Below are 26,808 nucleotides of genomic sequence, written 5' to 3'. Positions count from 1 at the left end.
AGCTTTCAAAGTTTCCTTTGCAACTTCAACCACTTGCGCTTCCGATCTCTCGTTAGCGGGAGGCGAATTCTACAGCGTTAGTCGCTGCTGTCAACACCTCTTTTACACCGCTTTCGACCGAGAAGATCGAATCGTTAAAAGAGCCAAACAACCTCGCTCTTTCAACTCCTTCTGGGCTTCGATGACCTGAAGCAACTCGCTGCCGAAAACTGCGTAACTCATTGTTTACCAAGGAGTTTTCCGTTTCGACTGCGCCGGAAGTGGGGCGAATTATAGACTTCCAGAATCTGCCGTCAACCCTTAATTACGCTTTTCGTGCAGAAGGTGTCTTTTTGGCAATTAATCGAGGGATTCGGCGGGTTACAGGGGGTAGTCGCAATACTAATAGCAATGCACCTATAGAGGCGTAAACCGCCCACTCCTTAAGATCAGCGCGCACGATCCACAACATATGCAGCAATCCAAGCCCGAGAACCACATAGGCAAGACGATGTAATTTCTTCCAGCTAGAACCCAAACGCCGCTGACTATAACGATTTGAGGTCACCGCCAAGGCCAATAAACACAGAAACCCAAGCGTCCCGACAATAATGTACGGCCGTTTGCGCAACTCGACACCCAACTGCGACCAATCAAAGCCGAGGATGAACGCCGTATACCCACTCAAATGCAAAACCACATAAGCGAAGCACCACAACCCCAGTTGCCGCCGGACAGCAACCCACCCCGCCCAACCGGTAAGCTTCTGCACAGGTGTCATGCTTAACGTAATGAGCAGCAGGACAAGCGTCCCCAGCCCCAACCGGTCAACCAGCACCTTGCCCGGATCAGGCCCCAGCACATCCTCCCAGGCCTGATACAACCAAAGCAGCGGCCAGACCGCAGCAGCTATAAAGACGCCAATTCGCCAAAACGGAAATCGCATCAGTAGTTCTTCCGCAAATCGAGCCCTGTATATAAGGAGGCGACTTCATCCGAGTAGCCATTGAACATCTGCGTGTCCCGCACATTGGGCTTGAACAGCCCGCTCGGCAGACGCCGCTCACGCGCCTGAGTCCAACGCGGATGGTCGACCGCAGGATTTACGTTCGCATAAAAACCATACTCATCCGAGGCAATGCTCTGCCAGGTGGTTTTCGGCTGCTCACTCACCAAACTGATCCGCACGATGGATTTGATGCTCTTGAAGCCGTATTTCCACGGCACCACCAAACGCAGAGGCGCGCCGTTCTGATTAGGCAGCTCCCGCCCGTACATACCCACGGCAAGAATCGCCAACGGATTCATCGCCTCATCCAGACGCAGCCCTTCCACATATGGCCAATCGATCAAGGCAAAACCGGAACGTTGCCCGGGCATGCTCTTGGGATCTTCCAGGGTTTCGAAGCGAATGAATTTGGCTTTGGAAGTCGGTTCGACTTCCTTGAGCAGGGCCGAGATGGGAAACCCGATCCATGGAATAACCATCGACCAAGCCTCCACACAGCGAAGACGGTAGATGCGCTCTTCCAACTGATAAGGCTTCATGAAGTCTTCCAGTGCGTACCGTCCCGGCTTGCCCACCTCCCCGTCCACCACCACACTCCAAGGTTCGGTTTTCAGCGCGCCGGCGTTGGCGGCAGGATCACCTTTATCGGTGCCGAACTCATAGAAGTTGTTGTAATGGGTTGCGTCCTTGAATGGCGTGATCGCCTCATCCTTGACTTTGACCGCCCCCCATTTGGTAGCAGGCAGTTTTTCGGTAAACCAGGAAGGCGCCGTGCCAGGCTCGACATCCGCATAACGCGCAGCATCTGCAGCACTGACCCAACGCGGCAGGCTGCTCACGGCCAAACCGGCAACGGCGGCACCGAGAACATTGCGACGAGATAGATAGAAGGATTCAGGCGTGACGTCCGACTCATGGCAGTCAGACGTTTTGGGGATTTTGATCAGCATGACAACTCCGCAGCATTGGAGGACAGATGCACCCATAGACTGCGGAGTATGAGGGAAATTACATCACTCGGCGTTTTTGTGCCGACGAAGACGTAACAGATATTGAACCGGGCCAGAGGCTGCATAAGCGAGGAAAACCAGCAGCAGGATGCGCGGCGGATCACTGAACACTACGGCAAACACCAACACCACCGCGAGGATGGCCACGAAAGGTACACGTCCCTTCAAGTCCAGCTCCTTGAAGCTGTTGTACTTGATGTTGCTGACCATCAGCATGCCGGCGGCAGCGACCATCAGCGCAACCAGGAAGGACATCTTCGAGCCCTGAATGCCGTAATCACTGAACGCCCAGACGATGCCTGCAACCACACCAGCAGCAGCCGGACTGGCCAGACCAATGAAGTAGCGTTTGTCCGCAGTGCCGACCTGGGTGTTGAAACGCGCCAGACGCAACGCGGCACCAGCTACATAAATGAAGGCAACCATCCAGCCGACCTTACCCATATCGCCCAAGGCCCAACCGAACGCCAGCAATGCCGGCGCGACACCAAAGGCGACCATGTCCGACAACGAGTCGTACTCGGCACCGAAGGCGCTCTGGGTATTGGTCATACGGGCAACGCGACCATCGAGGCCGTCGAGCACCATCGCGACAAAAATCGCGATCGCTGCAAAAGCAAAATACTTGCTTGCACCTATCGAATCACCGGCACTCAAGGCGCTCTGGGCACTCATCGAGTTGATGATGGAATAAAACCCTGCGAACAGATTCGCAGTGGTGAACAGATTCGGCAGAAGATAGATACCACGATGCCGGACTTTACGACCTTCAGCGTCATGCCCTTCCTCGATGTGCTCATCGATGGGCAGCAGGCTTTCGGCGTCAGAAGCCTGGTTTGGCTCTTCGGGACGTTCGCTCATGGACATTACCTTGCAACGGGGTGGAAAGTTTGGACAGGTGTCTGGGACGACGGTTCGGCCGCAAACGATGCAGCTTTATACCAGAACCAGCCACCCAAACGAAAAAACGCGGCCTAGGCCGCGTTTTTTGTACAAGTGCGCGACTTAGTTTTTAGCTTTGTCGACGATCTTGTTGGCACCGATCCACGGCATCATGGAGCGCAATTGCTCGCCGATGATTTCGATACCGTGAGCGGCGTTGTTACGACGCTTGGCGGTCATCGAAGGATAGCCGGTTGCGCCTTCGCTGATGAACATCTTGGCGTATTCGCCGTCCTGAATACGTTTCAGGGCGTTGCGCATGGCCTGACGGGATTCGGCGTTGATCACTTCCGGACCCGTCACGTACTCGCCGTATTCAGCGTTGTTGGAGATCGAGTAGTTCATGTTGGCGATACCGCCTTCGTACATGAGGTCAACGATCAGCTTCAGCTCGTGCAGGCATTCGAAGTAGGCCATTTCCGGCGCGTAGCCAGCTTCAACCAGGGTTTCGAAACCGGCTTTAACCAGTTCAACGGTACCGCCGCACAGAACGGCTTGTTCGCCGAACAGGTCGGTTTCAGTCTCGTCCTTGAAGGTGGTTTCGATGATGCCGGTACGACCGCCACCAACGCCAGCGGCGTAGGACAGTGCAACGTTTTTGGCGTTGCCGGAAGCATCCTGATAGATAGCGATCAGGTCAGGGATACCGCCGCCTTTGACGAACTCGGAACGCACGGTGTGGCCCGGAGCTTTCGGCGCGATCATGATCACGTCGAGGTCAGCGCGCGGAACAACCTGGTTGTAGTGGATCGCGAAGCCGTGGGAGAAGGCCAGGGTGGCGCCTTTCTTGATGTTCGGCTCGATTTCGTTCTTGTACAGAGCGGACTGGAACTCGTCCGGGGTCAGGATCATGACCAGGTCGGCAGCCGCAACAGCGGAAGCAACGTCGGTCACTTTCAGGCCGTGAGCTTCGGCTTTGGCAACAGTCGCCGAACCTTTACGCAGACCAACAGTAACGTCAACGCCGGAGTCTTTCAGGTTGCACGCTTGAGCGTGGCCCTGGGAACCGTAACCGATGATGGCAACTTTCTTGCCCTGGATGATCGACAGGTCGCAGTCTTTTTCGTAATAAACTTTCATGAAATTCCCCTATATATCCAGGCCGTTCAGGCCATTCGCTAATTTGGTTTAGATGCTGAGTACTTTGTCGCCGCGGGCAATACCGGTTACGCCGCTGCGGACGGTCTCCAGAATCGAGGCGGTGCCAATGGACTGAATGAAGCTGTCGAGCTTATCGCTGGTACCGGTCAATTGAACGGTATACACGCTAGCGCTGACGTCAACGATCTGCCCACGATAAATATCGGTAGTGCGTTTGATCTCGGCGCGCTGGGCACCGGTAGCCTTGACCTTGACCAGCATCAGTTCGCGCTCGATGTGAGCACTCTCCGACAGGTCGACCAGTTTGACCACTTCGATCAACTTGTTCAGGTTTTTGGTGATCTGCTCGATAACTTCATCGTGACCAACCGTGGTCAGCGTCAGACGCGACAGGGTCGGGTCTTCGGTAGGTGCCACGGTCAGGCTTTCGATGTTGTAGTTGCGCTGCGAGAACAGGCCGACTACACGAGACAGAGCACCCGGTTCGTTTTCCAGAAGCAAGGAAATAATATGCCGCATGATTAAGTACGCTCCGTCTTGCTCAGCCACATATCGCGCATGGAGCCGTCTTTGATCTGCATCGGGTAGACGTGCTCGCTGGTGTCGACCGAAACATCGATGATCACCAGACGATCCTTCATGGCGAACGCCTCTTCCATCTTCGTCTTCAAATCTTTCGATTCGGTGATGCGCACGCCGACGTGACCATAGGCTTCCGCCAACTTGACGAAGTCAGGCAGCGACTCCATGTAGGAATGCGAGTGCCGGCTACCATAGCTCATGTCTTGCCACTGGCGAACCATACCCAGAACACCGTTGTTCAGGATGACGATTTTCACCGGCAAGCCATATTGCAGACAGGTGGACAGTTCCTGAATGTTCATCTGGATACTGCCCTCGCCCGTCACGCAGACGACGTCGTCATCCGGGAAGCTCAGCTTGATGCCCATGGCCGCCGGAAAACCGAAGCCCATGGTGCCCAGGCCGCCGGAGTTGATCCAGCGGTTCGGCTTGTTGAACGTGTAGTACTGCGCCGCGAACATTTGATGCTGGCCCACGTCGGAGGCTACAAAGGCGTCGCCCTTGGTCACTTCGCACAGGGTTTCGATCACGGTCTGCGGCTTGATGACGCTGCCGTCGCCCTTGTCATAAGGGAACAGGCCGCGATCACCGCGCCACTCATCAACTTGCTTCCACCAGCTGGCAACGGACTCCTTGTTCGGGGTCTCGCCGATTTCCTTGAGGATCGCGACCATCTCGGTCAGGACACTCTCGACCGGACCGACAATAGGCACGTCGGCCTTGATGGTCTTGGAGATCGAAGCCGGGTCGATGTCGATGTGAATGATCTTGGCATTTGGGCAGAACTTCGCCGGGCCGTTGATCACGCGGTCATCGAAACGAGCGCCGACTGCAAGGATCACGTCGGCATGGTGCATCGCCAGGTTAGCGGTGTAGCTGCCGTGCATGCCGAGCATGCCGATGAACTGACGGTCGGTGCCAGGGTAGGCACCCAGACCCATCAGGGTATTGGTCACTGGCAGGTTGAGCATCTTCGCCAGCTCGGTCAGCGGCGCGGAGCCACCACCGAGAATCACACCGCCGCCTGCATACATCACAGGACGCTTGGCCGCCAGGAGCATTTCTGCCGCCTTGCGGATTTGCCCGGAGTGACCGCGAACAGCCGGACTGTAGGAACGCAGCTTGGCTTTTTTCGGGAAGATGTATTCGAACTTCTCGGCCGGGTTGGTCATGTCTTTCGGGATATCGACAACGACCGGACCAGGACGACCGGATTGCGCGAGGTAGAACGCTTTCTTCATGACTTCCGGGATTTCCGACGCGTGCTTGATCATGAAGCTGTGCTTCACGATCGGCCGGGAGATACCGATCATGTCGGTTTCCTGGAACGCATCGGTTCCCACCATGGTGCTAGGCACCTGGCCGGAAATGACCACCATCGGAATGGAGTCCATGTAGGCCGTGGCAATACCGGTAATGGCGTTGGTTGCGCCCGGGCCGGAGGTCACCAGTACCACACCGGCTTTACCGGTAGCACGGGCATAGCCGTCAGCCATATGGGTCGCAGCCTGTTCGTGACGAACCAGGATGTGGGTCACTTCCGGTTCTTTGAACAGGGCATCGTAAACATGAAGAAGAGCACCACCCGGGTACCCGTAGATATATTTGACGCCTTCGTCACGCAAAAAGCGGACGAGCATCTCACCGCCAGATAAAAGCTCCACGTTGTTCACCTCTAAAACGCCAGAATACCGCCCACATAAAAGGGGACGGGTCTTAATAGGTTTACTTCTCAGCAGAGCATGAGCGACGGTGGTCGCCGACTACGTCAGCACTGACTGAGCAAGTATTGGGATCGTCCCAAGTGTTGCGGGCTTTTCCCACCCAGCGCGAGGTAACGCGTTGCGGGTGTAACAGGTCGGCGCGGATGTGCGCCTCATGATCTGCTGAGCGGGCCTGCTTCTGGCAGTCCCTCTACAGCGGACTTTGGATTCTTCTGTTTCGTCCTCTCCAAGTCAAGTCGTCTATGTGCTTTATTGAACTAAGCACATGAGAAAGCAAGAAAAAACCGCTAAACAGCAACTGTGTTAGCTTCAATTGCGCAACCCAATACAAGGAAATGGCATGCGAACGTTTTTCCTGACCGTCAGCCTGCTGATTGGCATCAGCCCTCCGTGCATGGCCGCTCAGATCTACAAATGGGTCGACGCCCAGGGCGTTACCCACTTCGACGCCCAGCCGCCCCAAGGCCGGGAAGCCACCACCGTGGTCACGCCCTCCTCGCCCGCCAGCAACCAGTCCCCACCGCCACCCAGCGGTGCCATTGGCGATCAACAGGCCATCGACAAAAAAGTGAAAAAGCAGGTCAGCGAACAGCAAGCCCAGCTAAAGGCATTCTGCGAACAGGCGCGGACGAACCTGGCTCAACTGCAGAACAATCCGCGAATACGGGAGGATGTCGAAGGCGAGATGCGCCGCCTGACCGACCAGCAGCGGCAGGAGCGCATTAGCGAAGCACAGAAACAGATTGCGGATAACTGCCAGTAGACAGCTCGTGCAACGGATCGAACTCAGCGAGAGGCGGTGATCAGTAGATCAAACTCTTTGAGCAGCACCTGCAACTGCCGGTCCTTGCCCTGAACATTACGGGCGGCGAAGACCATTTCGGCCATCTCCTGAATTCCCGAAGCGTTTGGCAAGGGCAGATCCTGCTCGAGGATCACCTTCATCCGCGGAAGGAAGATCCATTGCAGCCACTGCTCGAAATCCAGCGTATCGACCGAGAATGGTTCGACACTGGAAAGCGCTTCGGCGGAGGGCGAGACCTCGTCCCACCAACCCTGAACCCGCAGCTCGCGCTCGATCAATAGCAACTGTTCGGCAATCTTCGGAAAGCGCGCATCCATCACAGCGATACCTTGGCCTTCTGACGGGCCAATGCTGCGCCAGCAGAATCACCCTGTTTCTCACGCGCCTGAGCGATCAATCCCCACAGGCTGGCCTGAAGTGCCGGACGACCGTTGGCGAAGGTCAGGCCACGACGAGCAAACTGTTCTGCTTGTGGCGCATCGCCTTGAGCCATACGCACCTGAGCCAGACGATAAAGCACTTGCGGCTCACGCGGCGCAACACGCTGGGCGCGCTCGAGGCTGGAGGAAGCACCGTTGAGATCACCGCTCGCCTGTTGCTGCTGAGCGGTAGTCAGCAAGGCCAGAACCGGACCGTCCAATTGCTCGTCGGCAGACAAGCCACCGGAGCTCGCCGAAGGAATCCCGCTCGGCGTCGACGGCATGCTGTAGCTGCCCTGATTGACCGGTGCCGACTGGACCGGCGCGGTATCGATCGGCCCCGGGGTAATCGGGCCTGGCGTGATCGGCGCAGTGCTGATCGGTGCCGACGTTACTGCCCCGCCACCTGGCACCATCACGACAACGCCGGTATCACCTTGTGGAATTGCCTGTGTCTGGGCTTGCGCAGGACGTTTAGTCGTCGTCTGACGGAAACCGCCATTCGCCGAAACCCGTTCACTGTTCGAAACGGCGCTACCGGAATCCACAACCGGAATCGACCCGCGTTGTACGGAGGAGCAACCGCTGAGCAAAGCCACGGCGGTAACCGCTGGAATCAACCACTTGTTCACTTGAAACCCTCTTTGCTTAATTCATCCAGCCCTTGACCCAATCCATCACCGTTTCGCCGGAAACAGGGCTTTCGCCACCGCAAGCGGCACCGGGAGGCGGTTCGCTGCCGCGAATATACGGCATCTGCACGGCACCTGGGCAGTTGGCATCAGAGCCTTGTCCGGTACGCGAATCGACCCAGGCCTGAACAATGTTGTCTGGCTGCGGCATATCCAGCGGCAACGGATCGGCCTTGCGCATGAAACTGGTCCAGACCTGCAGCGCACCGGTGGCGCCGGTGAACGGAGTCTTGCCGTTGTCATCGCGACCCAGCCAGACCACTGCCAGCAGGTCCTGACTGAAACCGGCAAACCAGCTGTCCCGCGAATCGTTACTGGTGCCGGTCTTGCCGGCCAGGGTCAGGGTTTTCGGCAACACGTTGTAAACCGAACTGCCGGTACCTTCCCGCATGACCCGCTGCATGGCGCTCTGGATCAGGTAAATGGAGGCCGGATCGAAACGCTGCTGAATCTGGAACGGATAACGCTTGAGCGGTTCGCCTTCAGCGGTCAATACGCTACGGATCCCGCGCATCGGCGTATTGAAACCACCGTTGGCCAGGGTCTGGTACATCGTCGCCACTTCGATCGGGGTCAGACCGCCAGCGCCCAACAACATCGACGGGAACGCCGGGAATTCGCGACTCACACCGAGACGCGCCAGGGTCTTGAGGACATTCGGCACGCCCACTGCCAACCCGAGACGCGCGGTCGACAGGTTGTAGGAATGCGCCAGGCCCTGATACAGGAACACGGTGCCATGGGAACGGCGATCGTAGTTCTGCGGCTTCCAGACTTGACCGTCCGCGCCTTTGACCGAGAAGGAATCGTCCGACAGCCAACTGGTCAAGGTGTACTGGCTCGGCTTCTCAAGGGCTGTCAGATAAACCGCCGGCTTGATCAAGGACCCGATCGGTCGTACAGCGTCCAGCGCACGGTTGAAGCCGGCAAAACTCGCCTGACGACTGCCGATCATGGCCTGGACTTCACCGGTTTCCGGGTTGGTCACGACCATGGCCGCTTCAACCTCATCGGAACCCTTGCGTCCGGAGAGTCTCTTGAAGGTGTCGTTGACCGACGCTTCGGCTTTCATTTGCAGGATCGGGTCGAAACTGGTGAAGATCCGCAGACCTTCTTCGGTCAAGTCTTCGTCGCGATAGTCTTCGCGCAGCTGACGCTTGACCAGATCGAGGAAGCCAGGGAACGAGCTGTCCGCCAGCTTGCCGCGAGTCGTCACGCCCAGTGGCATGTTCTTCGCGGCAGCGACTTGCTCGGCGGTGGCAACGCCTTGTTGCTCAAGTACATCGAGCACCAGATTGCGCCGCTCAAGCGCTCGTTCAGGGTTGCGACGCGGGTTGTAATAGGACGGCCCCTTGACCATGCCCACCAGCATCGCGACTTGATGCAGTTTCAGCTCGGACAACGGTTGCCCGAAGAAAAACTGGCTTGCCAAGCCGAAGCCATGCACTGCGCGCTGGCCATCCTGACCGACGAACACTTCATTGAGGTAAGCCTCAAGAATCTCTCGCTTGTCGTAATGCAGCTCAAGCAACATCGCCATCATGGCTTCGGTGAGTTTACGGGTCAGGCTGCGTTCGCTGGTCAGGTAGAAATTCTTGACCAACTGTTGTGTCAGCGTACTGCCGCCCTGGGTCATCTTGCCGCCAGAGGTATTGACGTAGACGGCACGGGCAATCGACTTGGGCGACACGCCCCAGTGGCTATAGAAATCCCGGTCTTCCACCGCAACCAGGGTTTCCAGCAGATAGGGGGGGACCTGATCGATTTTGATCAGAATGCGATCTTCGAGATTCTTCGGGTAAATCCCGCCGATCAGCAGCGGCTCAAGGCGCACCACAGAAAGCTTCGAACCGTTGGTCGCCGAAAGTTCGGCCACGTAGTCGCCGGAGAAGCGCACACGCACGGGCTGAGGTTTCTCCAGGCCTTCATAGAACTGGAAACCACGGGTATTCAAGTCGACGGTATTGCCGCTCACTGCGGCCGCGCCGGGGCCGTTGCTCACGGCTTCGCGTCGGTAGCCCAAGGCATCGAGCTCGGTGAGGAAGTCCTCCTTGCTCAACTTTTGGCCGGTAAACAGCTCCAGCGGGCGCGCGTACACCTTGGCCGGAATGGTCCAGCGCTTGCCGGAGAACTTCTCCTGGACGATCGCGTCGAGGTAAACCGCGAATCCGGCGAGCACCACCAGGCCGACCAGACTGAGTTTAAGGGCCCAGCCCAGCCAGGGGCGCAGGCCCTTGGAAGGTGGTTTTTTTGGGGTGCGGGGGGATCGAGTACGAGTCATGGCGGCGGATTATACGCACTTTATTCATACTCAACAGGAGCCCTCCGAGGTTTGCGTCAGACGGACTTGCGGCCATAATGACGGCCGTGAATTTTCCCCAGACTCTGAAGGATCGCCTGTGAGCCAGTCCCTGATCGCTGCCCTGCAAAACCCGGCCCTCTACCCGCATCCCGTAGACGGGTTCCAGGTCATCGAAACCCATATTTCCTGGGTAATCCTCACTGGCCCCTTTGCGTATAAAGTGAAGAAGCCCGTGAATTTCGGCTTCCTGGATTTCACCAACCTCAACGCTCGCAAGCATTTTTGCGGGGAAGAGCTGCGTCTTAACCAGCGCCTGACCAACGATTTGTACCTCGAAGTATTGCCCATCACCGGCAGCGCCGAAGCCCCACAACTGGGCGGCGAAGGCCCGGTCATCGATTACGCGCTGAAAATGCGTCAATTCCCACAGAGCGGGTTACTCAGCACGCTGCAAGCCAACGGCGAACTGACCACTGCGCACATCGACGAGATGGCCGCGCAGATAGCCCAATTCCACCTCAACGCACCGAAAGTGCCTGCCGAACACGAAGCCGGCACTCCGGATAGCGTGATGGCACCGGTACGCCAGAACTTCGAACAGATCCGCCCATTCCTCAGCGACAAGGCCGATCTGCTGCAACTGGATGCGCTGCAAGCCTGGGCTGAAAGCAGCTTCGAACGCCTCAAGCCACTGTTCGCCCAGCGCAAGGCCGAAGGTTTCATCCGCGAATGCCACGGTGACATCCACTTGGGCAACGCCACCGTAATCGACGGCAAGGTCGTGATCTTCGACTGCATCGAGTTCAACGAACCGTTCCGCTTCACTGACGTTTACGCCGACACCGGTTTCCTGGCGATGGACCTGGAAGACCGTGGCCTGAAGAGTCTGGCGCGCCGCTTCATCAGCCAATACCTGGAATTGACCGGCGATTACCAGGGTCTTGAGTTGCTGAACTTCTATAAAGCCTACCGCGCACTGGTTCGCGCCAAGGTCAGCCTGTTCAGCATGCCAGCCGAGGCCGACCCGGTGCAGCGAGCCACCACCCTGCGCCAGTACCGCAACTACGCCAACCTGGCGGAAAGCTACAGCACCATTCCTTCGCGCTTCATGGCCATCACCCACGGTGTTTCTGCCGTCGGCAAGAGCCACGTGGCCATGCGTCTGGTGGAAGCGTTGGGCGCCATTCGCCTGCGTTCCGATGTAGAGCGCAAACGTCTGTTCGGCGAACAAACCGTGCCAAACGACCCTCAGGCCGGCATCTATAGCGCCGACGCCAGCGCCGCCACTTACACCCGCCTGCATGAAATTGCCGCCGTGATCCTGCGTGCTGGCTTCCCCGTGGTGATCGATGCGACGTACCTCAAACGCGACCAGCGTGACGGCGCAGCGAAAATTGCCGAAGCCACCGGCGCGCCATTCCTGATCCTCGATTGCAATGCGCCGCAAGCAGTGATCGAGAGCTGGCTGGCCCTGCGTCAGGCAGACAAAAAGGACCCGTCCGACGCCACCCTGGTGGTTATCGAAGCCCAACAAGCCACTCGAGAGGCTCTGACGCCAGCAGAGATTCTCTGCAGCAAACGCGTTCAGACCAATGAAAGCGGAACCCTCGACACAGTCGTTGCACAGATTCGCCAGCGCCTGCCGGGCCTGTAAGAAACTATTTCAGCCGTGAAGCCTTCGCCGGCTTCACGACTGCCAAATAGTGGCACTATACTGGCGTCATAAAACCAACAGGTGATCTGACATGAGCCAGCCGAAACTTCTCGACACCCCGCTTTATGCGTTGCTGCACAAAGACGACATCACTGGCTTCAACAACGAGCGCCCAAAAGACGGACCTATCGATATGGTCGGTGGCGATTTTCGGGGGCTGGATCTGCGTGAACTGAACGCCGACGGCGTTGACTTTACCGATGCCTATTTCCGCTCCGCCGACTTGCGCGGCATCGACTTTCGCAACGCCTCCCTGGAAGGCGCGAGCCTTGCTCATGCACAGATTTCCGGCGCCTACTTCCCGCCAGAGTTGAGTGCTGACGAGATCCTGATGTCGATGAATTTCGGTACACGCCTGCGTTATCGCACCCGCTAAAAGCGACTTTTAACTGACCCGTTCGGCGCCCCCGCATTGCGCTGAACGCAGGCATATTTTGCCCGGAATTCTGATTCCACTGCCCTCTCTTCCTCCGCGCTCGCGAACTTTCACGCAGCTTTAAGACTTCGCTTCTTAGAAGCTTTTGCGTCGAAACCGACCAAACAATCACGCTTTTCCTACTGATGGCTACACTCCTGAGAAGCTCGCCCACGCACCGTTCGGCCGTCGCAAGGAGGCTTGATGAATGATGAACTGCAGCACCTGAAGAATCTTGGCAAGACGTCGGCGCAGTGGCTGCATGCCGTGGGCATCCACAGCGCCTCGGACTTGCGTCGCCTGGGAGCGGTGGATGCGTATCGGGCCGTGCGCACGCGCGGGTTTCGGGCGTCCAAGGTGTTGTTGTATGCCATCGAAGGTGCCCTGATGGATGTGCACTGGAATGACATTCCCGCCGAGCGCAAGGACGCCTTGAACAAACAGCTGGAAGCTATCTCGTCACGTCACAAGAACTGAACGGACGCAGCAGCCATGTACCTACTTGGGGAACAACCGGCTTACGCCGACGCGCTGATCAACCGACTGCAACATATTCCCGTCCGGCTGCTGGAAGGTTTGATGCCGTGCGGACCGACCCTGGAGTTTTCAGCCGTCGATGATCTGGCAGCCCTGTTACCCGGCAATCAACTGTTTGTGTTGAAAAATGGCCTGCTGCATGGGTGCATCGACGAGCGGGCATTGTTCTATCTGCACGAGGGAGATCTGATCGGCTTGCGTCAGGGTACAGAGCTGCCGCGTTGCCGCTTTCGCAGCGATAGCCCTTTGGCACTGACGCCTTATCTGCGATCCGAGGTTTTTCAGCATATCTACGCCGACCCGGAGCGTTCGGAACTGTTCCTTCAATACATGGCCGGTCAGTCCGCCCTGCTGTCCGACGCCGTCGCCCGCCTGAAACAACCCGAGTTTCGAAGCACCAATGGTTTTCAGCGCGTGGCCAGTGGCGAAGTGTTGATCCGTCAGGGCGATGAGCCGGATCACGTGTTCGTCATCATCGATGGCCATGCCGAAGCCTTTGTCGACGGCTATAAAGTTGGCGATATACCCAAGGACGAGATTTTTGGCGCCATGGCGGTGTTTACCGGCGAGAAGCGTAACGCCAGCGTGATCACCAGCGAACCCAGCACTGTCATGCTGATTCCCAAGGATCAGTTTCTCAGCCTGACCCAAGGCAATCCGAAGATCGCCCATAGCCTGATCGAGAGCATGGCCCGACGTATCGACCTGCTGAACAAGCAGATCATTCAACTGAGCTCGCTCAACCGCACAGGCTGAAACCCAATGATTACGGGGGTTTCCAGCGAACGGAAAGCACATCTCAAAGAATTGAGAGATCAGTGGTTGACTTGATAATGAGAATCGCTATGATTACCACAGCTGGTCGCGAGACTGGCCGATATTTGAAAAGCCCTTGGTTCGGACTCTCAGATATCTCCTCATCAGGCTAATCACGGTTATTTGACCCGGCTCTTGCCGGGTCTTTTTTTGCCTGCAGAAAAGTCGTTCGATCACTTGCCAAATTGCTTACGCATTTGCGCGCAGTAATCCTGCGGCGGCGTGGCAGGCGTGTACCAGACGTAATCAGCCATGGCCGGTGTGACCTCGCTACCCTGCTCCGCCAGCATCAACACTGCAGGCGCCTGAGGCCCTCCCAGATCAAGCACATGAATCGGCACGCCGACATCCTTGCGCGCATGGTAAGCACCGGCAAACAGCAGTGAAGGCGTGGGTGCCGCCAGCAGGCGCTCGGCCATCCGTCGGTCACGTTGCTGCTGAACCGCCAGCATCGCCGGCATCTGCGATGTCGGCAGCAGGCCGCAGTGGGAGTCGCTGACTTGCTTCAGCAACTCGTCCTTGACTGAAGCAGCGTTGGAGCGCGAACCGCTCAATGTCGGAGGATTAGCGTAAACGGCACGGACTTCAAGCATGTCCAGATTGGCTGCCAGCAACGGGTATGGCTGGGGCAGCGCGAAGCGAACGATCGGCCCGTACAGATTCCAGTCCCACCCCGACTGCCAGGCTAATGCACCGGGTAAATCCGCCGGTGGTGTCGAGGCGTGACGAACGTCATCGACACGCGGCTGCTGATCCGGCGTGAGCATTTCCAGCAGCAGACTGCCTTGAGGTCGCCGCTCACCCAGCGACTGCAATAACCACAACTGCAGTTCATGGTGATCGCGATTGTCATGTTGCTCGCCCACGATCAGCCTCGAGGGCTTTTCCAACCGTTTAACCAGTTCCTCTGCCGTGAGGGTCTGACCGCTGCGTAAGTCCCGGATCTCGCCGACAACCGGCGGCGGAGTCGAAACATGCTGACAGGCACTCAGCATCAGCAAGGCCAGCATCAAAATCCCACGCATGTTTTCACTCCATAAAAAACTCAGCGGGCGATGATCAGCGGATGCCCACGTTCCGGGTGCTGCTGCACGAGCACTTCCAGCCCGAACACTGCCTTCAGTGGTTCCGGGCGCAACACCTGCTCCGGCGTATCGAGTGCCACAGGGCGTCCGCCTTCGAGCAGTAACAGACGATCACAATAGCGCGCTGCCAGGTTCAGATCATGCAGGATCACCAGCACCGCCGCGCCTCTATTGGCGAACTCGCGCACGGCTTGCAACGTGGTGTGCTGATGAAGCGGGTCAAGCATCGACGTTGGCTCATCGAGCAACAACGTTTGTCCTGCTTCGCCCGGCCAGAGCTGCGCCAGAACCCGCGCCAGATGCACCCGCTGACGTTCGCCACCGGACAAGGCCAGATAGCTGCGGCCACTCAAATGTCCGGCATCGGCAGCGTGCAATGCGGCGGCAACGATCTCGTCATCGCGAACCCGACCGCTTTGATGCGGCAAGCGGCCCATGCCGACCACCTCTTCGACACGAAAGGCGAAGTCCAGGGTCGACACCTGCGGCAATACCGCCAAGCGCTGCGCTCGCGCCGTCCCCGTCCAATCGCTCAACTCGCGCTCGTCGAGCCAGACGCTGCCATGATGAGCCTGAAATTCGCCGCACAAGGCGCCGAGCAAAGTGCTTTTGCCGGCGCCATTCGGCCCCAGCACGCCGAGAACTTCGCCCGGTTTGAGCTCAAGCGTGATGTCCGTCAGGACAATCTTTCGGCCCCGACGGATTTGCAGATTTTGCGTTCGCAACATCAGGCACGCCCTCTGAGCAATAAATACAGAAAGAACGGCGCACCAATGAATGCCGTGACAATCCCGATCGGCAATTCGGCCGGCGCCAAGGCCAGTCGCGCCACCAGATCGGCAAACAACAAAAGACTGGCACCCGCCAATACTGACGCTGGCAATAGCACACGATGATCCGGCCCGGCCAGCAGTCGCACCAGATGCGGCACCACCAGACCCACAAACCCGATCATCCCTGCTGCGGCCACCGCGGCCCCGACACCCAACGCCGTGCAAAACACCAATTCGCGCTTGAGCCCTTCGACGTCGATGCCCAGGTGACCGGCCTCCGACTCACCCAGCAACAACGCATTCAAGGCCTTGGCCCGACGCGGCAGCCACAGCGCCACGCCGGCACTGATCAGCAGTAGCGGCCAGAGCCGCGAATAGCTGGCGCCATTGAGGCTGCCCAGGTTCCAGAACGTCAGGGTGCGCAGCGTCGCGTCATCCGCCAGATAGGTGAACAGCCCCACGGTGGAGCCGGCCAGCGCAGTCAACGCAATACCGGCCAACAGCATGGTCGCGACATGGGTCTGCCCATTGCGCCGGCCCAGTCGATACACCAACGCCGTCACGCCGAGCCCGCCGAGAAACGCGCACAGCGATAACAGATATGGCCCGAAGGACTCAGGCAGACCGCCGAACACAGAACCACCGACGATCGCAATTGCCGCGCCCAATGCTGCACCGCTGGAGACGCCGACCAGCCCCGGATCGGCCAGGGGATTACGAAACAACCCCTGCATTGCCACGCCGGACAGTGCCAACACCCCTCCCACAGCCAAACCCAACAAGGTTCGCGGCAAACGAATCTGCCCGAGGATCAGTTCGGCCTGCTCCAGCCCGTCGGGCGCGATCGGCACCCCCACCAGCCGCAGGGCTGCACGCAAGGTGTCGAACAACGGCAAGCTCACCGGCCCAAGCGCCAACGACAGCCAGATGGCCAGCACACACAGCAGGATCAGACCGATGAATAAAGCGCGGGGTTTAACCAGGATGGTCATTGGCCGGCCGAATCGGGGTAAAAGGCGTCAGACAGTTTTTTCAACGAAGGGGGTAGCCGCGACCCCAATCCCCCGACCAACAAAGTCGGATCAAGCTCCAAGACTCGCCCGTCCTTGACCGCGCGGGTCGAGGACAGGATCGGGTTCTCCTTGAACAACGCCGCACGTGCCGCATCGCCGATCAGTGCACGATCAGCAAACACCAGCACCTCAGGGTCCAGACTGACCAGGGATTCGACAGAAAAGGGTTTGTAGCCGGTATGCGTGGCCAGATTGTGCCCACCGGCCTGTTGCAGCAACCAATCGGCGGCGGTGTCCTTGCCGGCGATGAGCAGTTTGCCGCCCGCGTGGCCAAGCAACAACAGCACGCCCGGCGATTTTTGCGTCAGTTGTGCCTGAGTGACCCGACCCCTTTCATGATCGAGCATCCGTTGATAACTCTCGAACAACCGCGCCGCCCGGTCTTCAGCGCCGAGCAACGAGCCCAAATGCTTCAAGTTGTCCTGCAAGGTCATCAGATCCGGTTTAGCCGAAAACAGTTCGATTTGTACGCCGGCACTGCGAATCTGCGACAGCACCGGCGGCGGTCCCATTTCTTCGGTGCCGATCAAAATCTGCGGGCGTAAGCTCAAGATGCCCTCCGCCGACAGTTGCCGCTGATACCCGATTCTTGGCAGCGTCTTGAGGGAGTCAGGATGCTGACTGGTGGTATCGACACCGACCAGTTTTGACGCTCCGCCCAGCGCGATGACCCAATCCGTCAGCGCTCCACTGGCACTGACCCAACGTTGTGGCAACTCGGCCGCTGCGGCGAGGTGGCTGATGAGGAGTCCGACACAGAGCGCAGCAACGCGGGTACTCAGGCGCATAAACAGCTTCCTTTAAGGGTTTTTCCGGGCATCAAAATGACAGGCCACGTATCCTTGGCGCCTGGCATCTGTACCCGAAGGGCAAGGCAGCCATTTGATAATTGCTTGCATTTGAACGTCAAGCTCGGACATATCCAGTCACGAGCCGCAGGACTTGAGGATAGACATGAAGTTTCTTTGTGCAGGCGTTGAGCTGGCCGATGCCAGCAGTCGCGGTTTCGACATCGACGGCCAGAAGCTCTTTGCCGTGCGCCGTGGCGGCCAGGTTTACGTCTACATCAATCGCTGCCCGCACCGTGGCGTGGGACTGGAATGGAAGCCCGACCAGTTTCTCGACCCCAGCAACAGCTTGATCCAGTGCGCGACCCACGGCGCACTGTTTCTGATCGAAGACGGCGAATGCGTGTCCGGTCCTTGCGCCGGGCAGTCCCTGACCACCGTCGCCTGCCGCGAAGACGAGCAAGGGATCTGGGTCAGTCTTTAACCGTTGAGCAACACATCCAGACGCCGATCGACCACCATTTCTTTGTGGGTCAAGTGCACGCCATAGGCCAGCACCTCGACCCCGCACGACACCGCCTCACGCAAGGCTGCGGCGTAGGCCGAATCGATTTCTTCTGCAGGACGCACAGCGTCGATGCCGGTGAGATTGACGCAATACAACTGCACCGCACGAATTCCGTCCCTGGCCAAATGCGCCAATTCGCGCAAATGCTTGGCCCCGCGCTGGGTCACTGCATCGGGAAATGCCGCCACCGAAGAACCATCGAAGCCCAGGGTCACGCTTTTGACTTCTACATAAGCCGGCCCGCTCGGGTAATCGAGGCGGAAATCGATGCGACTGCTCTCCTGACCGTAGGCCACTTCGCGCTTCAGCTCGGTAAAGCCGGTGAGTTCGGTGATGACACCGGCTCGCAATGCTTCTTCGATCAAGCCGTTAGCCCGCCCGGTATTCACGCAAAACAAGCGCCCCTGAGGGGTTTCGCCGACTTCCCAGGTGCCTGGCAACTTGCGCTTGGGGTCGTTGGAACGGCTGAACCAGACCTGCCCCCCTTCGACCTGGCAATTGAGCATCGAGCCGGTGTTCGGGCAGTGAATGGTCAGCAACTCGCCGCTAACGGTTTCGATATCGGCGAGAAAACGCTTGTAACGACGAATCAAACGACCTTCTTCGAGGGGAGGATGAAAACGCATCAGCCTTGCCAACTCTTCAAGCCGCGCGCAATCCGCTCGACCGCTTCCTGTAGGCGCGGAAGACTTTGGGTGTAGGCAAACCGCACATGGTGGCCGGCCTGATAACGACCGAAGTCCAGACCCGGAGTAATCGCCACGTGTTCGGTTTCGAGGAAATGTCGGCAGAACGCGAAGGCATCACCGCCGAACTTGCTGATATCGGCATACAAGTAGAACGCGCCTTCAGGCTCGACGGCGATACCAAAGCCCAACTCTCGCAGGGCTGGCAGCAGGAAATCCCGACGACGACCGAATTCCGCACGACGTTCTTCCAGAATGCTGATCGTGGCCGGTTCGAAGCAGGCCAGAGCGGCGTACTGAGCCATGCTCGGGGCGCTGATGTAGAGGTTCTGGGCGAGTTTTTCCAGCTCACCGACCGCCGCTTCCGGCGCCACCAGCCAACCGAGGCGCCAACCGGTCATCCCGAAATACTTGGAAAAACTATTCAGTACAAAGGCACTGTCATCGACTTCCAGCACGCTGGCCGCATCAGTGCCGTAGGTCAGACCGTGATAGATCTCATCCACCACCAGATGACCGTGACGCTCCTTGATCGCGGCCGACAGGCCCGCCAGCTCATCGCGGGTCAGGATCGTCCCGGTCGGATTGGCTGGCGAAGCCACCAGGGCACCGACGCTGTCGTTATCCCAATGGCGGGCAATCAGGTCCGGCGTCAGTTGATAGCGCACGTCCGGACCTACAGGAACAAGCTGCGCTGCGCCTTCCACCAGCCGCAAAAAGTGTCGGTTGCACGGGTATCCCGGGTCCGCCAGCAGCCAGTGCTTGCCCGGGTCCACCAACAAGGCGCTGGCCAGCAGCAGCGCACCGGAACCGCCAGGCGTGATGAGGATTCGCTGCGGATTGATGTTCAAACCGTAACGTTGCTGATAAAAGCCGGAAATGGCCTCACGCAACTCGGGAATGCCACGCGCGGCGGTGTAACGGGTCTTCCCCGCCGTCAATGCGGCCTGGCCGGCCTGAATGATCGGCTCGGCGGTGGTGAAGTCGGGTTCGCCGATTTCCAGGTGGATCACGTCGTGACCAGCGGCTTGCAGTTCATTGGCCCGCGCCAGCAGCGCCATGACATGGAAAGGTTCGATCGCGCGACTGCGGGCACTGTAGGACTGAGCCATTAGCCTTCCTTCAACGGGGAAAAAAACCAATTCTACCCATGCGCAGGAACGAGCGAGAACCTAAAGCGGTCAGACCGTTATAACGCTGGTCTCAAACGACTCAAGCGTGTGTCTCAGGTTTGACTAAAATCAATAATTGATCAGGTCTCCAGCGCCACCAGACAAGGCTTTGCAATCATTTGCAAGCACTGCGGGCCACTACCTCGACATCCGGGAGTAGCGCGGTCCGATTTGATCTGGTAAGTTCGCCCGCTTGCAGCCGCAGGGCCGGCAGGTGTCGGTGATGGAGCAATCCTGCGCAATGGATTACAAGAGTAGAGGCGGTCCATTTCATGCCCACCCAAGCAAAGCAGCAAAACCAGTCGATCAGCGGCTTCGAACCCTACAAAGAAGTAAAGGGCGAGGAATACATGGGCAAGCCCATGCGCGCTCACTTCACCAAGATCCTGAATAAGTGGAAACAGGACTTGATGCAGGAAGTCGACCGTACGGTTGATCACATGAAAGACGAAGCGGCCAACTTCCCGGACCCGGCAGACCGTGCCAGTCAGGAAGAAGAATTCAGCCTCGAGCTGCGTGCCCGCGACCGCGAGCGCAAGTTGATCAAAAAGATCGACAAGACGCTGCAACTGATCGAAGACGAAGAATATGGCTGGTGCGAGTCCTGCGGCGTCGAAATCGGCGTCAAGCGACTGGAAGCCCGCCCTACCGCCGACATGTGCGTTGACTGCAAGACCCTGGCGGAAATCAAGGAAAAGCAAGTCGGCAAGTAATCTCGACCTGAACGAAAAACGGAGCGTGCGAACGCTCCGTTTTTGTTTCTGAAGTTCGCTTCGATAGCAAAAACTGTGGGAGCGAACCTGCTCGCGAAAGCGGAGTATCAGGCAACAGTAATGTTGGAGCTGATGGCCCCTTCGCGAGCAGGCTCGCTCCCACAGGGACTTGCGTACGCCGGACAACATAGATCGCCTTTATGACTTCCCCCACCTACATCGGGCGTTTCGCCCCCACGCCCAGTGGACATCTGCATTTCGGTTCGCTGGTCGCAGCGCTGGCCTCGTACCTCGACGCGCGCTCGGTGGGTGGCCGCTGGCTGATGCGCATGGAAGATCTCGATCCGCCACGGGAGGAGCCCGGCGCTCAAGCGGCCATTCTCAAGGCCCTGGAAAGCTACGGTTTCGAGTGGGATGGCGAAATGGTCCGACAGAGTGACCGGCACGATGCCTACGCCGAAGTCCTCAATCGCCTGTTCAATCACGGTCTGGCCTACGCGTGCACCTGTTCACGCAAAACACTTGCGCCCTACCACGGGATTTATCCGGGGCTGTGCCGCAACGCCGGTCATGACACTAAAAATGCCGCGATCCGCCTGCGCGTCCCCGAGCTGGAATACCACTTCATCGACCGGGTGCAAGGCGAATACCGCCAACACCTGGGCCGGGACGTCGGCGATTTCGTGATTCGTCGCCGCGACGGGCTCTACGCCTATCAACTGGCGGTGGTGCTGGACGACGCCTGGCAAGGCATTACCGATATCGTCCGCGGCGCCGACTTGCTTGACTCCACGCCGCGCCAGCTCTACCTGCAAGAATTGCTTGGCCTGCCGCAACCGCGTTATCTGCATATCCCGCTGATCACCCAGCCCGATGGCAACAAGCTCGGTAAGTCCTATCGTTCGCCGCCGTTGACCGAAGATCAGGCAACCCCCTTGTTGCTGCGTGCATTGCGCGCACTGGGGCACAATCCCGGCGCCGAACTGGCTTACGCCACCCCACGGGAAGTGCTGAACTGGGGCATCGCCCACTGGGATGCCTTGTTGATCCCGCGCACACTCAACCTGCCCGAAGCGCAACTACAGTGATCACACTTGCAGTGGCGCGCCCATCCGTTACCATCGCCGCACGTTTTCGGGCACGCGCATAAAAAAGAGAGGCCGGGATGTACATCTATCGCTTGGTCCTGCTCCTGGTAGTGGGGATTTATCTGTTCTCCCCGGCCATCATGGATTGGTGGATCGACGCCACTGGCGCCTGGTATCGCCCTTATCTGCTCTGGCTGATTCTGATCGTCGTGACCTTCATCCTGCAGAGCCAAAAAGATGCCGATGAGCTTTAGCCTGACCGAGATGATCCTGATCAGCGCCGCGTACCTGGCGGTGCTGTTCGGCGTAGCCTGGGTCAGCGAACGGGGCATGATCCCCCGGGCGATCATTCGCCACCCGCTGACATACACCCTATCGCTGGGCGTTTACGCCAGTGCGTGGGCGTTTTATGGCACGGTGGGCCTGGCCTATCAGTACGGCTACGGATTTTTGTCCAGCTATCTAGGCGTCTCCGGCGCGTTTCTGCTGGCACCCGTGCTTTTGTATCCGATCCTGAAAATCACCCGCACGTATCAGCTGTCGTCGCTGGCCGATCTGTTCGCCTTCCGCTTCCGCAGCACCTGGGCCGGCGCACTGACCACGATCTTCATGCTGATCGGCGTGCTGCCGCTGCTGGCGTTGCAGATTCAAGCGGTAGCCGACTCCATCGGCATCCTCACCCGCGAGCCGGTGCAACATCGCGTGGCCCTGAGCTTCTGTGCACTGATTACGCTGTTCACGATTTTCTTTGGCTCGCGCCACATCGCCACCCGCGAGAAACACGAAGGCCTGGTGTTCGCGATTGCTTTCGAGTCGGTGATCAAACTGATCGCCATCGGCGGCGTTGGCCTCTATGCGCTGTATGGCGTCTTCGACGGCCCGCAACAGCTGGAACTGTGGCTGCTGCAAAACCAGACCGCCCTCGCCGCTTTGCATACACCATTGCAGGAAGGCCCATGGCGCACGTTGCTGCTGGTGTTCTTCGCCTCGGCGATTGTGATGCCGCACATGTACCACATGACGTTTACCGAAAACCTCAACCCGCGCTCGCTGGTCAGTGCGAGTTGGGGCTTGCCGCTGTTCCTGCTGTTGATGAGCCTGGCGGTACCGCTGATTCTCTGGGCCGGACTGAAACTCGGCGCGACCACCAACCCGGAATACTTCACGCTGGGCATCGGCATCGCCGCCAATAACAAGGCCCTGGCGCTATTGGCTTATGTCGGTGGATTGTCGGCGGCCAGCGGCTTGATCATTGTCACCACCCTGGCGCTGTCCGGGATGGCGCTGAACCACTTGGTGCTGCCGCTTTATCAGCCGCCCGCCGAAGGCAATATCTACCGCTGGCTGAAGTGGACCCGCCGGGCGCTGATCGTCGCGATCATCATGGCCGGTTACGGTTTCTACCTGCTGCTGGGCGCGGAACAGGATCTGGCTAATCTGGGCATCGTCGCCTTCGTCGCCACCCTGCAGTTCCTGCCAGGTGTGCTGTCGGTACTGTACTGGCCGACCGCCAACCGCCGTGGCTTCATCGCCGGTTTGCTCGCGGGGATTCTGGTGTGGCTGGTGACCATGCTGCTGCCGCTGGTCGGCAATCTGCAAGGCTTCTACATACCATTGCTGAACATGATCTACGTGCTGGACGACACCAGTTGGCACATGGCGGCGATCGCCTCGCTGGCGGCCAACGTACTGATGTTCACCCTGATTTCGCTGTTCACCAACGCCAGCAGCGAAGAAGCCAGCGCCGCCGAAGCCTGCGCCGTGGACAACGTGCGCCGTCCGCAACGCCGCGAACTGCACGCCGCCTCACCCCAGGAGTTCGCCACGCAGCTTGCAAAACCCTTGGGCGCCAAGGCTGCGCAGAAAGAAGTCGAACAGGCCCTGCGCGACCTCTATCTGCCTTTCGATGAGCGCCGGCCTTATGCCTTGCGCCGCTTGCGCGACCGTATCGAAGCCAACCTCTCCGGCCTGATGGGGCCGAGCGTGGCTCAGGACATGGTCGAGACATTCCTGCCTTATAAGGCCGGCGGTGAAAACTACGTCACCGAAGACATCCACTTCATCGAAAGTCGCCTCGAGGATTACCACTCGCGCCTGACCGGGCTTGCCGCCGAACTCGATGCCCTGCGCCGCTATCACCGCCAGACCTTGCAGGAGTTGCCGATGGGCGTTTGCTCGCTGGCCAAGGATCAGGAAATCCTCATGTGGAACAAAGCCATGGAGGAGCTGACCGGAATTGCCGCACAGCGTGTGGTCGGTTCGCGCCTGAGCACCATTGCCGATCCATGGAAAGAGCTGCTGCAAGGCTTCATCAATCTGCCGGACGAGCATTTACACAAACAGCACCTGGCCCTCGACGGCCAGACCCGCTGGCTGAACCTGCACAAAGCAGCGATTGACGAACCGCTCGCGCCGGGTAACAGCGGCCTGGTTCTACTGGTGGAAGACCTGACCGAAACCCAAATGCTCGAAGACAAACTGGTGCACTCCGAGCGTCTGGCCAGCATCGGTCGACTGGCTGCCGGCGTGGCCCATGAAATCGGCAACCCGATCACCGGCATCGCCTGTCTGGCGCAGAACCTGCGCGAAGAGCGCGAAGAAGACAGCGAACTGAAGGAAATCAGCGGGCAGATCCTGGAGCAGACCAAACGCGTGTCGCGCATCGTTCAGTCGCTGATGAGCTTCGCCCACGCCGGCAGTCATCAGCACAGTGACGAGCCCGTCTGTCTGGCCGAAGTGGCCCAGGATGCCATCGGTTTGCTGGCCCTGAACCGACGCAATTTCGAAGTGCAGTTCTACAACCTGTGCGATCCCGATCACTGGGTCGAAGGCGACCCGCAGCGGCTTGCACAAGTACTGATCAACTTGCTCTCAAACGCCCGCGACGCCTCGCCTCCCGGCAGTGCGGTGCGGGTCAAAAGCGAAGCCGGCGAACACACGGTCGATTTGATCGTGGAAGACGAAGGCAGCGGTATTCCGAAGAACATCATGGATAGATTGTTCGAACCTTTCTTCACCACCAAGGATCCTGGCGAAGGCACCGGTCTGGGCCTTGCACTGGTCTATTCCATCGTTGAAGAGCATTATGGACAAATCACCATCGACAGCCCGGCTGATGTTCAAAGCCAACGCGGCACCCGTATCCGGGTGACCTTGCCGCGTCATGTCGAAGCGACGTCCGCTGTGAACTGAGACCGTCGAGAGTATCGAATCAATGCCGCACATTTTGATCGTCGAAGACGAAACAATTATCCGCTCCGCCTTGCGCCGCCTGCTGGAACGTAACCAGTACCAGGTCAGCGAAGCCGGTTCAGTGCAGGAAGCACAAGAACGCTTCACCATTCCCACGTTCGACCTGATCGTCAGCGACCTGCGTCTGCCTGGCGCGCCTGGCACCGAGTTGATCAAACTCGGCCAAGGCACTCCGGTGCTGATCATGACTAGCTACGCCAGCCTGCGTTCTGCCGTTGACTCAATGAAGATGGGCGCGGTGGATTACATCGCCAAGCCTTTCGATCACGATGAAATGCTGCAAGCCGTCGCGCGAATCCTGCGTGACCGTCAAGCGGTGCAAGCCAGCGGTGAGCCGGTCGCCGGTAAAGCCGGCAATGGCGCTGCGAAACCGGGCGCCAATAACACCAACGGCGAAATCGGCATCATTGGCTCCTGCCCGCCGATGCAGGATCTGTACAGCAAGATCCGCAAAGTCGCGCCAACCGACTCCAATGTCCTGATCCAGGGCGAATCCGGCACCGGCAAAGAACTGGTGGCGCGCGCCCTGCACAATCTGTCCAAACGCGCCAAGGCGCCGATGATTTCGGTGAACTGCGCGGCCATTCCGGAAAGCCTGATCGAGTCCGAACTGTTCGGCCACGAAAAAGGCGCGTTCACTGGCGCCAGCGCCGGGCGTGCCGGCCTGGTGGAAGCGGCCGACGGCGGCACCTTGTTCCTCGACGAAATCGGCGAACTGCCACTGGAAGCCCAGGCCCGCCTGCTGCGCGTGCTGCAGGAAGGTGAAATTCGTCGTGTGGGTTCGGTGCAGTCCCAGAAAGTCGATGTGCGTCTGATCGCCGCGACTCACCGGGACCTCAAGAGCCTGGCGAAGATCGGTCAGTTCCGTGAAGACTTGTATTACCGCCTTCACGTGATCGCCCTGAAACTGCCGGCCCTGCGCGAGCGCGGCGCCGACGTCAACGAAATTGCCACCGCGTTCCTGGCGCGGCAGAGCGCGCGGGTCAACCGCACCGACCTGAAGTTCGCTCCGGATGCTGAGCAAGCCATTCGTCACTACTCCTGGCCGGGTAACGTTCGGGAGCTGGAAAACGCCGTAGAACGCGCCGTCATCCTATGCGAGAGCCCTGAGATTTCCGCCGAGCTGCTGGGGATCGACATCGAACTGAGCGATCTGGACGATGACGATTTCATCGGCCTGCCCCCACAACAGGGCAGCGCCGCCGGTAACAATAGCCATGAGCCGACCGAAGACCTGTCACTGGAAGACTACTTCCAGCACTTCGTTCTCGAGCATCAGGACCACATGACCGAAACCGAGTTGGCGCGCAAACTCGGTGTCAGTCGCAAATGCCTGTGGGAACGCCGTCAGCGCCTGGGCATTCCGCGGCGCAAGACCGGAGTGGCCAGCGAGAGCTGAACCGTGCCTGTCTGATGCGCGGGTAACACGTGACTTTGTGAAAAAACTGTTACCTCAGCTTTTTCACGTAACAGAAGCCGGGGCTTACGGTAACGAAGCCCCGGTTTTTTTTGGCCTCTGAAAACCTCACCAGCCGGCCTAACCCCTTGTTTTGCTGGCCCTCA

Annotated in this window: 26 protein-coding genes; 11 read left to right on the top strand and 15 right to left on the bottom strand. The window is 58.7% G+C overall.

The annotated features are described in order from the left end of the window. Nucleotides 1–304: 304 nt before the first annotated feature. The 6 genes from msrQ to EAH74_RS22285 form a co-directional block, all read right to left on the bottom strand. A complete protein-coding gene (gene msrQ, locus EAH74_RS22310) occupies nucleotides 305–925 on the bottom strand; it encodes a protein-methionine-sulfoxide reductase heme-binding subunit MsrQ (protein ID WP_140681143.1) in 621 nt (206 codons plus the stop codon). Next, on the bottom strand, nucleotides 925–1,938 hold the full coding sequence (gene msrP, locus EAH74_RS22305; RefSeq protein ID WP_140681142.1) for a protein-methionine-sulfoxide reductase catalytic subunit MsrP: 1,014 nt from the start codon (nucleotides 1,936–1,938) through the stop codon (nucleotides 925–927). The genes msrQ and msrP overlap by 1 nt, the downstream gene beginning before the upstream one ends. Nucleotides 1,939–2,001: 63 nt before the next feature. Further along, complete coding sequence (gene pssA, locus EAH74_RS22300) at nucleotides 2,002–2,859, bottom strand: CDP-diacylglycerol--serine O-phosphatidyltransferase (RefSeq protein WP_056746100.1); 858 nt, start codon at nucleotides 2,857–2,859, stop codon at nucleotides 2,002–2,004. Between the two features lie 144 nt (nucleotides 2,860–3,003). Continuing rightward, nucleotides 3,004–4,020: a ketol-acid reductoisomerase gene (ilvC, locus tag EAH74_RS22295; protein WP_007948647.1), complete on the bottom strand. Its 1,017-nt coding sequence runs from the start codon at nucleotides 4,018–4,020 to the stop codon at nucleotides 3,004–3,006. 48 nt (nucleotides 4,021–4,068) lie between these two features. Then, the gene (gene ilvN, locus EAH74_RS22290) at nucleotides 4,069–4,560 is read right to left on the bottom strand and encodes an acetolactate synthase small subunit (RefSeq protein WP_003176102.1); all 492 of its coding nucleotides are present in this window, start codon (nucleotides 4,558–4,560) and stop codon (nucleotides 4,069–4,071) included. A gap of 2 nt (nucleotides 4,561–4,562) precedes the next feature. Beyond that, nucleotides 4,563–6,287: an acetolactate synthase 3 large subunit gene (locus tag EAH74_RS22285; RefSeq protein ID WP_140681141.1), complete on the bottom strand. Its 1,725-nt coding sequence runs from the start codon at nucleotides 6,285–6,287 to the stop codon at nucleotides 4,563–4,565. A gap of 400 nt (nucleotides 6,288–6,687) precedes the next feature. On the opposite strand from EAH74_RS22285, the gene EAH74_RS22280 reads away from it, so the two are divergent. After that, nucleotides 6,688–7,110: a DUF4124 domain-containing protein gene (locus tag EAH74_RS22280; RefSeq protein ID WP_140681140.1), complete on the top strand. Its 423-nt coding sequence runs from the start codon at nucleotides 6,688–6,690 to the stop codon at nucleotides 7,108–7,110. A 23-nt stretch (nucleotides 7,111–7,133) separates the two neighbouring features. On the opposite strand, the gene EAH74_RS22275 is transcribed toward EAH74_RS22280, so the two are convergent. Genes EAH74_RS22275 through mrcB form a run of 3 tightly spaced genes read right to left on the bottom strand, consistent with a single transcriptional unit; the run spans nucleotide 7,134 to nucleotide 10,544 of the window. Next, nucleotides 7,134–7,469, bottom strand: coding sequence for a YqcC family protein (locus EAH74_RS22275; RefSeq protein ID WP_033054374.1), 336 nt, complete (start codon nucleotides 7,467–7,469; stop codon nucleotides 7,134–7,136). Further along, nucleotides 7,469–8,203 carry a tetratricopeptide repeat protein gene (locus EAH74_RS22270; RefSeq protein ID WP_140681138.1) on the bottom strand — a complete coding sequence of 245 codons (735 nt, stop codon included), beginning with the start codon at nucleotides 8,201–8,203 and terminating at the stop codon, nucleotides 7,469–7,471. The genes EAH74_RS22275 and EAH74_RS22270 overlap by 1 nt, the downstream gene beginning before the upstream one ends. 16 nt (nucleotides 8,204–8,219) lie before the next feature. Then, nucleotides 8,220–10,544 (bottom strand): penicillin-binding protein 1B, encoded by a 2,325-nt coding sequence (mrcB, locus tag EAH74_RS22265; protein ID WP_140681135.1) that lies wholly within the window; start codon nucleotides 10,542–10,544, stop codon nucleotides 8,220–8,222. Nucleotides 10,545–10,662: 118 nt separating this feature from the next. Here mrcB and EAH74_RS22260 point away from each other — a divergent pair, with 118 nt between their 5' ends. The 4 genes from EAH74_RS22260 (at nucleotide 10,663) to EAH74_RS22245 (ending at nucleotide 13,987) form a co-directional block, all read left to right on the top strand. After that, complete coding sequence (locus EAH74_RS22260; protein WP_140681133.1) at nucleotides 10,663–12,219, top strand: AAA family ATPase; 1,557 nt, start codon at nucleotides 10,663–10,665, stop codon at nucleotides 12,217–12,219. Between the two features lie 91 nt (nucleotides 12,220–12,310). Further along, nucleotides 12,311–12,655 (top strand): pentapeptide repeat-containing protein, encoded by a 345-nt coding sequence (locus EAH74_RS22255; RefSeq protein ID WP_008015079.1) that lies wholly within the window; start codon nucleotides 12,311–12,313, stop codon nucleotides 12,653–12,655. 243 nt (nucleotides 12,656–12,898) lie between these two features. Continuing rightward, nucleotides 12,899–13,171, top strand: coding sequence for a TfoX/Sxy family protein (locus EAH74_RS22250; protein WP_003228231.1), 273 nt, complete (start codon nucleotides 12,899–12,901; stop codon nucleotides 13,169–13,171). Between the two features lie 15 nt (nucleotides 13,172–13,186). Then, complete coding sequence (locus EAH74_RS22245) at nucleotides 13,187–13,987, top strand: Crp/Fnr family transcriptional regulator (RefSeq protein ID WP_140681131.1); 801 nt, start codon at nucleotides 13,187–13,189, stop codon at nucleotides 13,985–13,987. Between the two features lie 233 nt (nucleotides 13,988–14,220). Here EAH74_RS22245 and EAH74_RS22240 read toward each other — a convergent pair whose 3' ends face one another. Genes EAH74_RS22240 through EAH74_RS22225 form a run of 4 tightly spaced genes read right to left on the bottom strand, consistent with a single transcriptional unit; the run spans nucleotide 14,221 to nucleotide 17,766 of the window. Further along, nucleotides 14,221–15,072 (bottom strand): ChaN family lipoprotein, encoded by an 852-nt coding sequence (locus EAH74_RS22240; RefSeq protein WP_140681129.1) that lies wholly within the window; start codon nucleotides 15,070–15,072, stop codon nucleotides 14,221–14,223. Nucleotides 15,073–15,092: 20 nt separating this feature from the next. Beyond that, nucleotides 15,093–15,860 carry a heme ABC transporter ATP-binding protein gene (locus tag EAH74_RS22235; protein ID WP_140681127.1) on the bottom strand — a complete coding sequence of 256 codons (768 nt, stop codon included), beginning with the start codon at nucleotides 15,858–15,860 and terminating at the stop codon, nucleotides 15,093–15,095. After that, complete coding sequence (locus EAH74_RS22230; RefSeq protein ID WP_161990846.1) at nucleotides 15,860–16,843, bottom strand: FecCD family ABC transporter permease; 984 nt, start codon at nucleotides 16,841–16,843, stop codon at nucleotides 15,860–15,862. Before EAH74_RS22230 ends, EAH74_RS22235 begins: the two co-directional genes overlap by 1 nt. A 50-nt stretch (nucleotides 16,844–16,893) precedes the next feature. Continuing rightward, entirely contained in the window at nucleotides 16,894–17,766 is an 873-nt protein-coding gene (locus EAH74_RS22225; protein WP_140681123.1) for a heme/hemin ABC transporter substrate-binding protein, read from the bottom strand. A gap of 166 nt (nucleotides 17,767–17,932) precedes the next feature. Between EAH74_RS22225 and EAH74_RS22220 the strand changes: the two genes are divergently transcribed. Next, on the top strand, nucleotides 17,933–18,250 hold the full coding sequence (locus EAH74_RS22220) for a Rieske (2Fe-2S) protein (protein WP_123367825.1): 318 nt from the start codon (nucleotides 17,933–17,935) through the stop codon (nucleotides 18,248–18,250). Here the strand turns inward: EAH74_RS22220 and sfsA are convergent. Then, complete coding sequence (gene sfsA, locus EAH74_RS22215; RefSeq protein WP_140681121.1) at nucleotides 18,247–18,960, bottom strand: DNA/RNA nuclease SfsA; 714 nt, start codon at nucleotides 18,958–18,960, stop codon at nucleotides 18,247–18,249. The genes EAH74_RS22220 and sfsA overlap by 4 nt on opposite strands. Further along, nucleotides 18,960–20,132 carry a pyridoxal phosphate-dependent aminotransferase gene (locus tag EAH74_RS22210; protein ID WP_140681119.1) on the bottom strand — a complete coding sequence of 391 codons (1,173 nt, stop codon included), beginning with the start codon at nucleotides 20,130–20,132 and terminating at the stop codon, nucleotides 18,960–18,962. Before EAH74_RS22210 ends, sfsA begins: the two co-directional genes overlap by 1 nt. Before the next feature lie 332 nt (nucleotides 20,133–20,464). On the opposite strand from EAH74_RS22210, the gene dksA reads away from it, so the two are divergent. From dksA to EAH74_RS22180, 5 genes are all read left to right on the top strand, one after another. After that, complete coding sequence (gene dksA / locus EAH74_RS22205) at nucleotides 20,465–20,905, top strand: RNA polymerase-binding protein DksA (RefSeq protein WP_007902025.1); 441 nt, start codon at nucleotides 20,465–20,467, stop codon at nucleotides 20,903–20,905. 200 nt (nucleotides 20,906–21,105) lie between these two features. Continuing rightward, nucleotides 21,106–21,993: a tRNA glutamyl-Q(34) synthetase GluQRS gene (gluQRS, locus tag EAH74_RS22195; RefSeq protein ID WP_161990843.1), complete on the top strand. Its 888-nt coding sequence runs from the start codon at nucleotides 21,106–21,108 to the stop codon at nucleotides 21,991–21,993. A 77-nt stretch (nucleotides 21,994–22,070) separates the two neighbouring features. Continuing rightward, nucleotides 22,071–22,247, top strand: a complete 177-nt coding sequence (locus EAH74_RS22190; protein ID WP_003176118.1) for a hypothetical protein — start codon at nucleotides 22,071–22,073, stop codon at nucleotides 22,245–22,247. Further along, a complete protein-coding gene (locus tag EAH74_RS22185) occupies nucleotides 22,231–25,185 on the top strand; it encodes a sensor histidine kinase (RefSeq protein ID WP_161990842.1) in 2,955 nt (984 codons plus the stop codon). The genes EAH74_RS22190 and EAH74_RS22185 overlap by 17 nt, the downstream gene beginning before the upstream one ends. 22 nt (nucleotides 25,186–25,207) lie before the next feature. Next, nucleotides 25,208–26,644 (top strand): sigma-54-dependent transcriptional regulator, encoded by a 1,437-nt coding sequence (locus EAH74_RS22180; RefSeq protein ID WP_140681113.1) that lies wholly within the window; start codon nucleotides 25,208–25,210, stop codon nucleotides 26,642–26,644. Nucleotides 26,645–26,808: the final 164 nt, after the last annotated feature.

The sequence above is a fragment of the Pseudomonas mandelii genome, from assembly GCF_006438925.1.
Lineage (GTDB): Bacteria > Pseudomonadota > Gammaproteobacteria > Pseudomonadales > Pseudomonadaceae > Aquipseudomonas > Aquipseudomonas mandelii_C.
The sequence above is the reverse complement of the archived record's forward strand: the minus strand, read 5'-3'. Positions and strand labels throughout refer to the sequence as shown.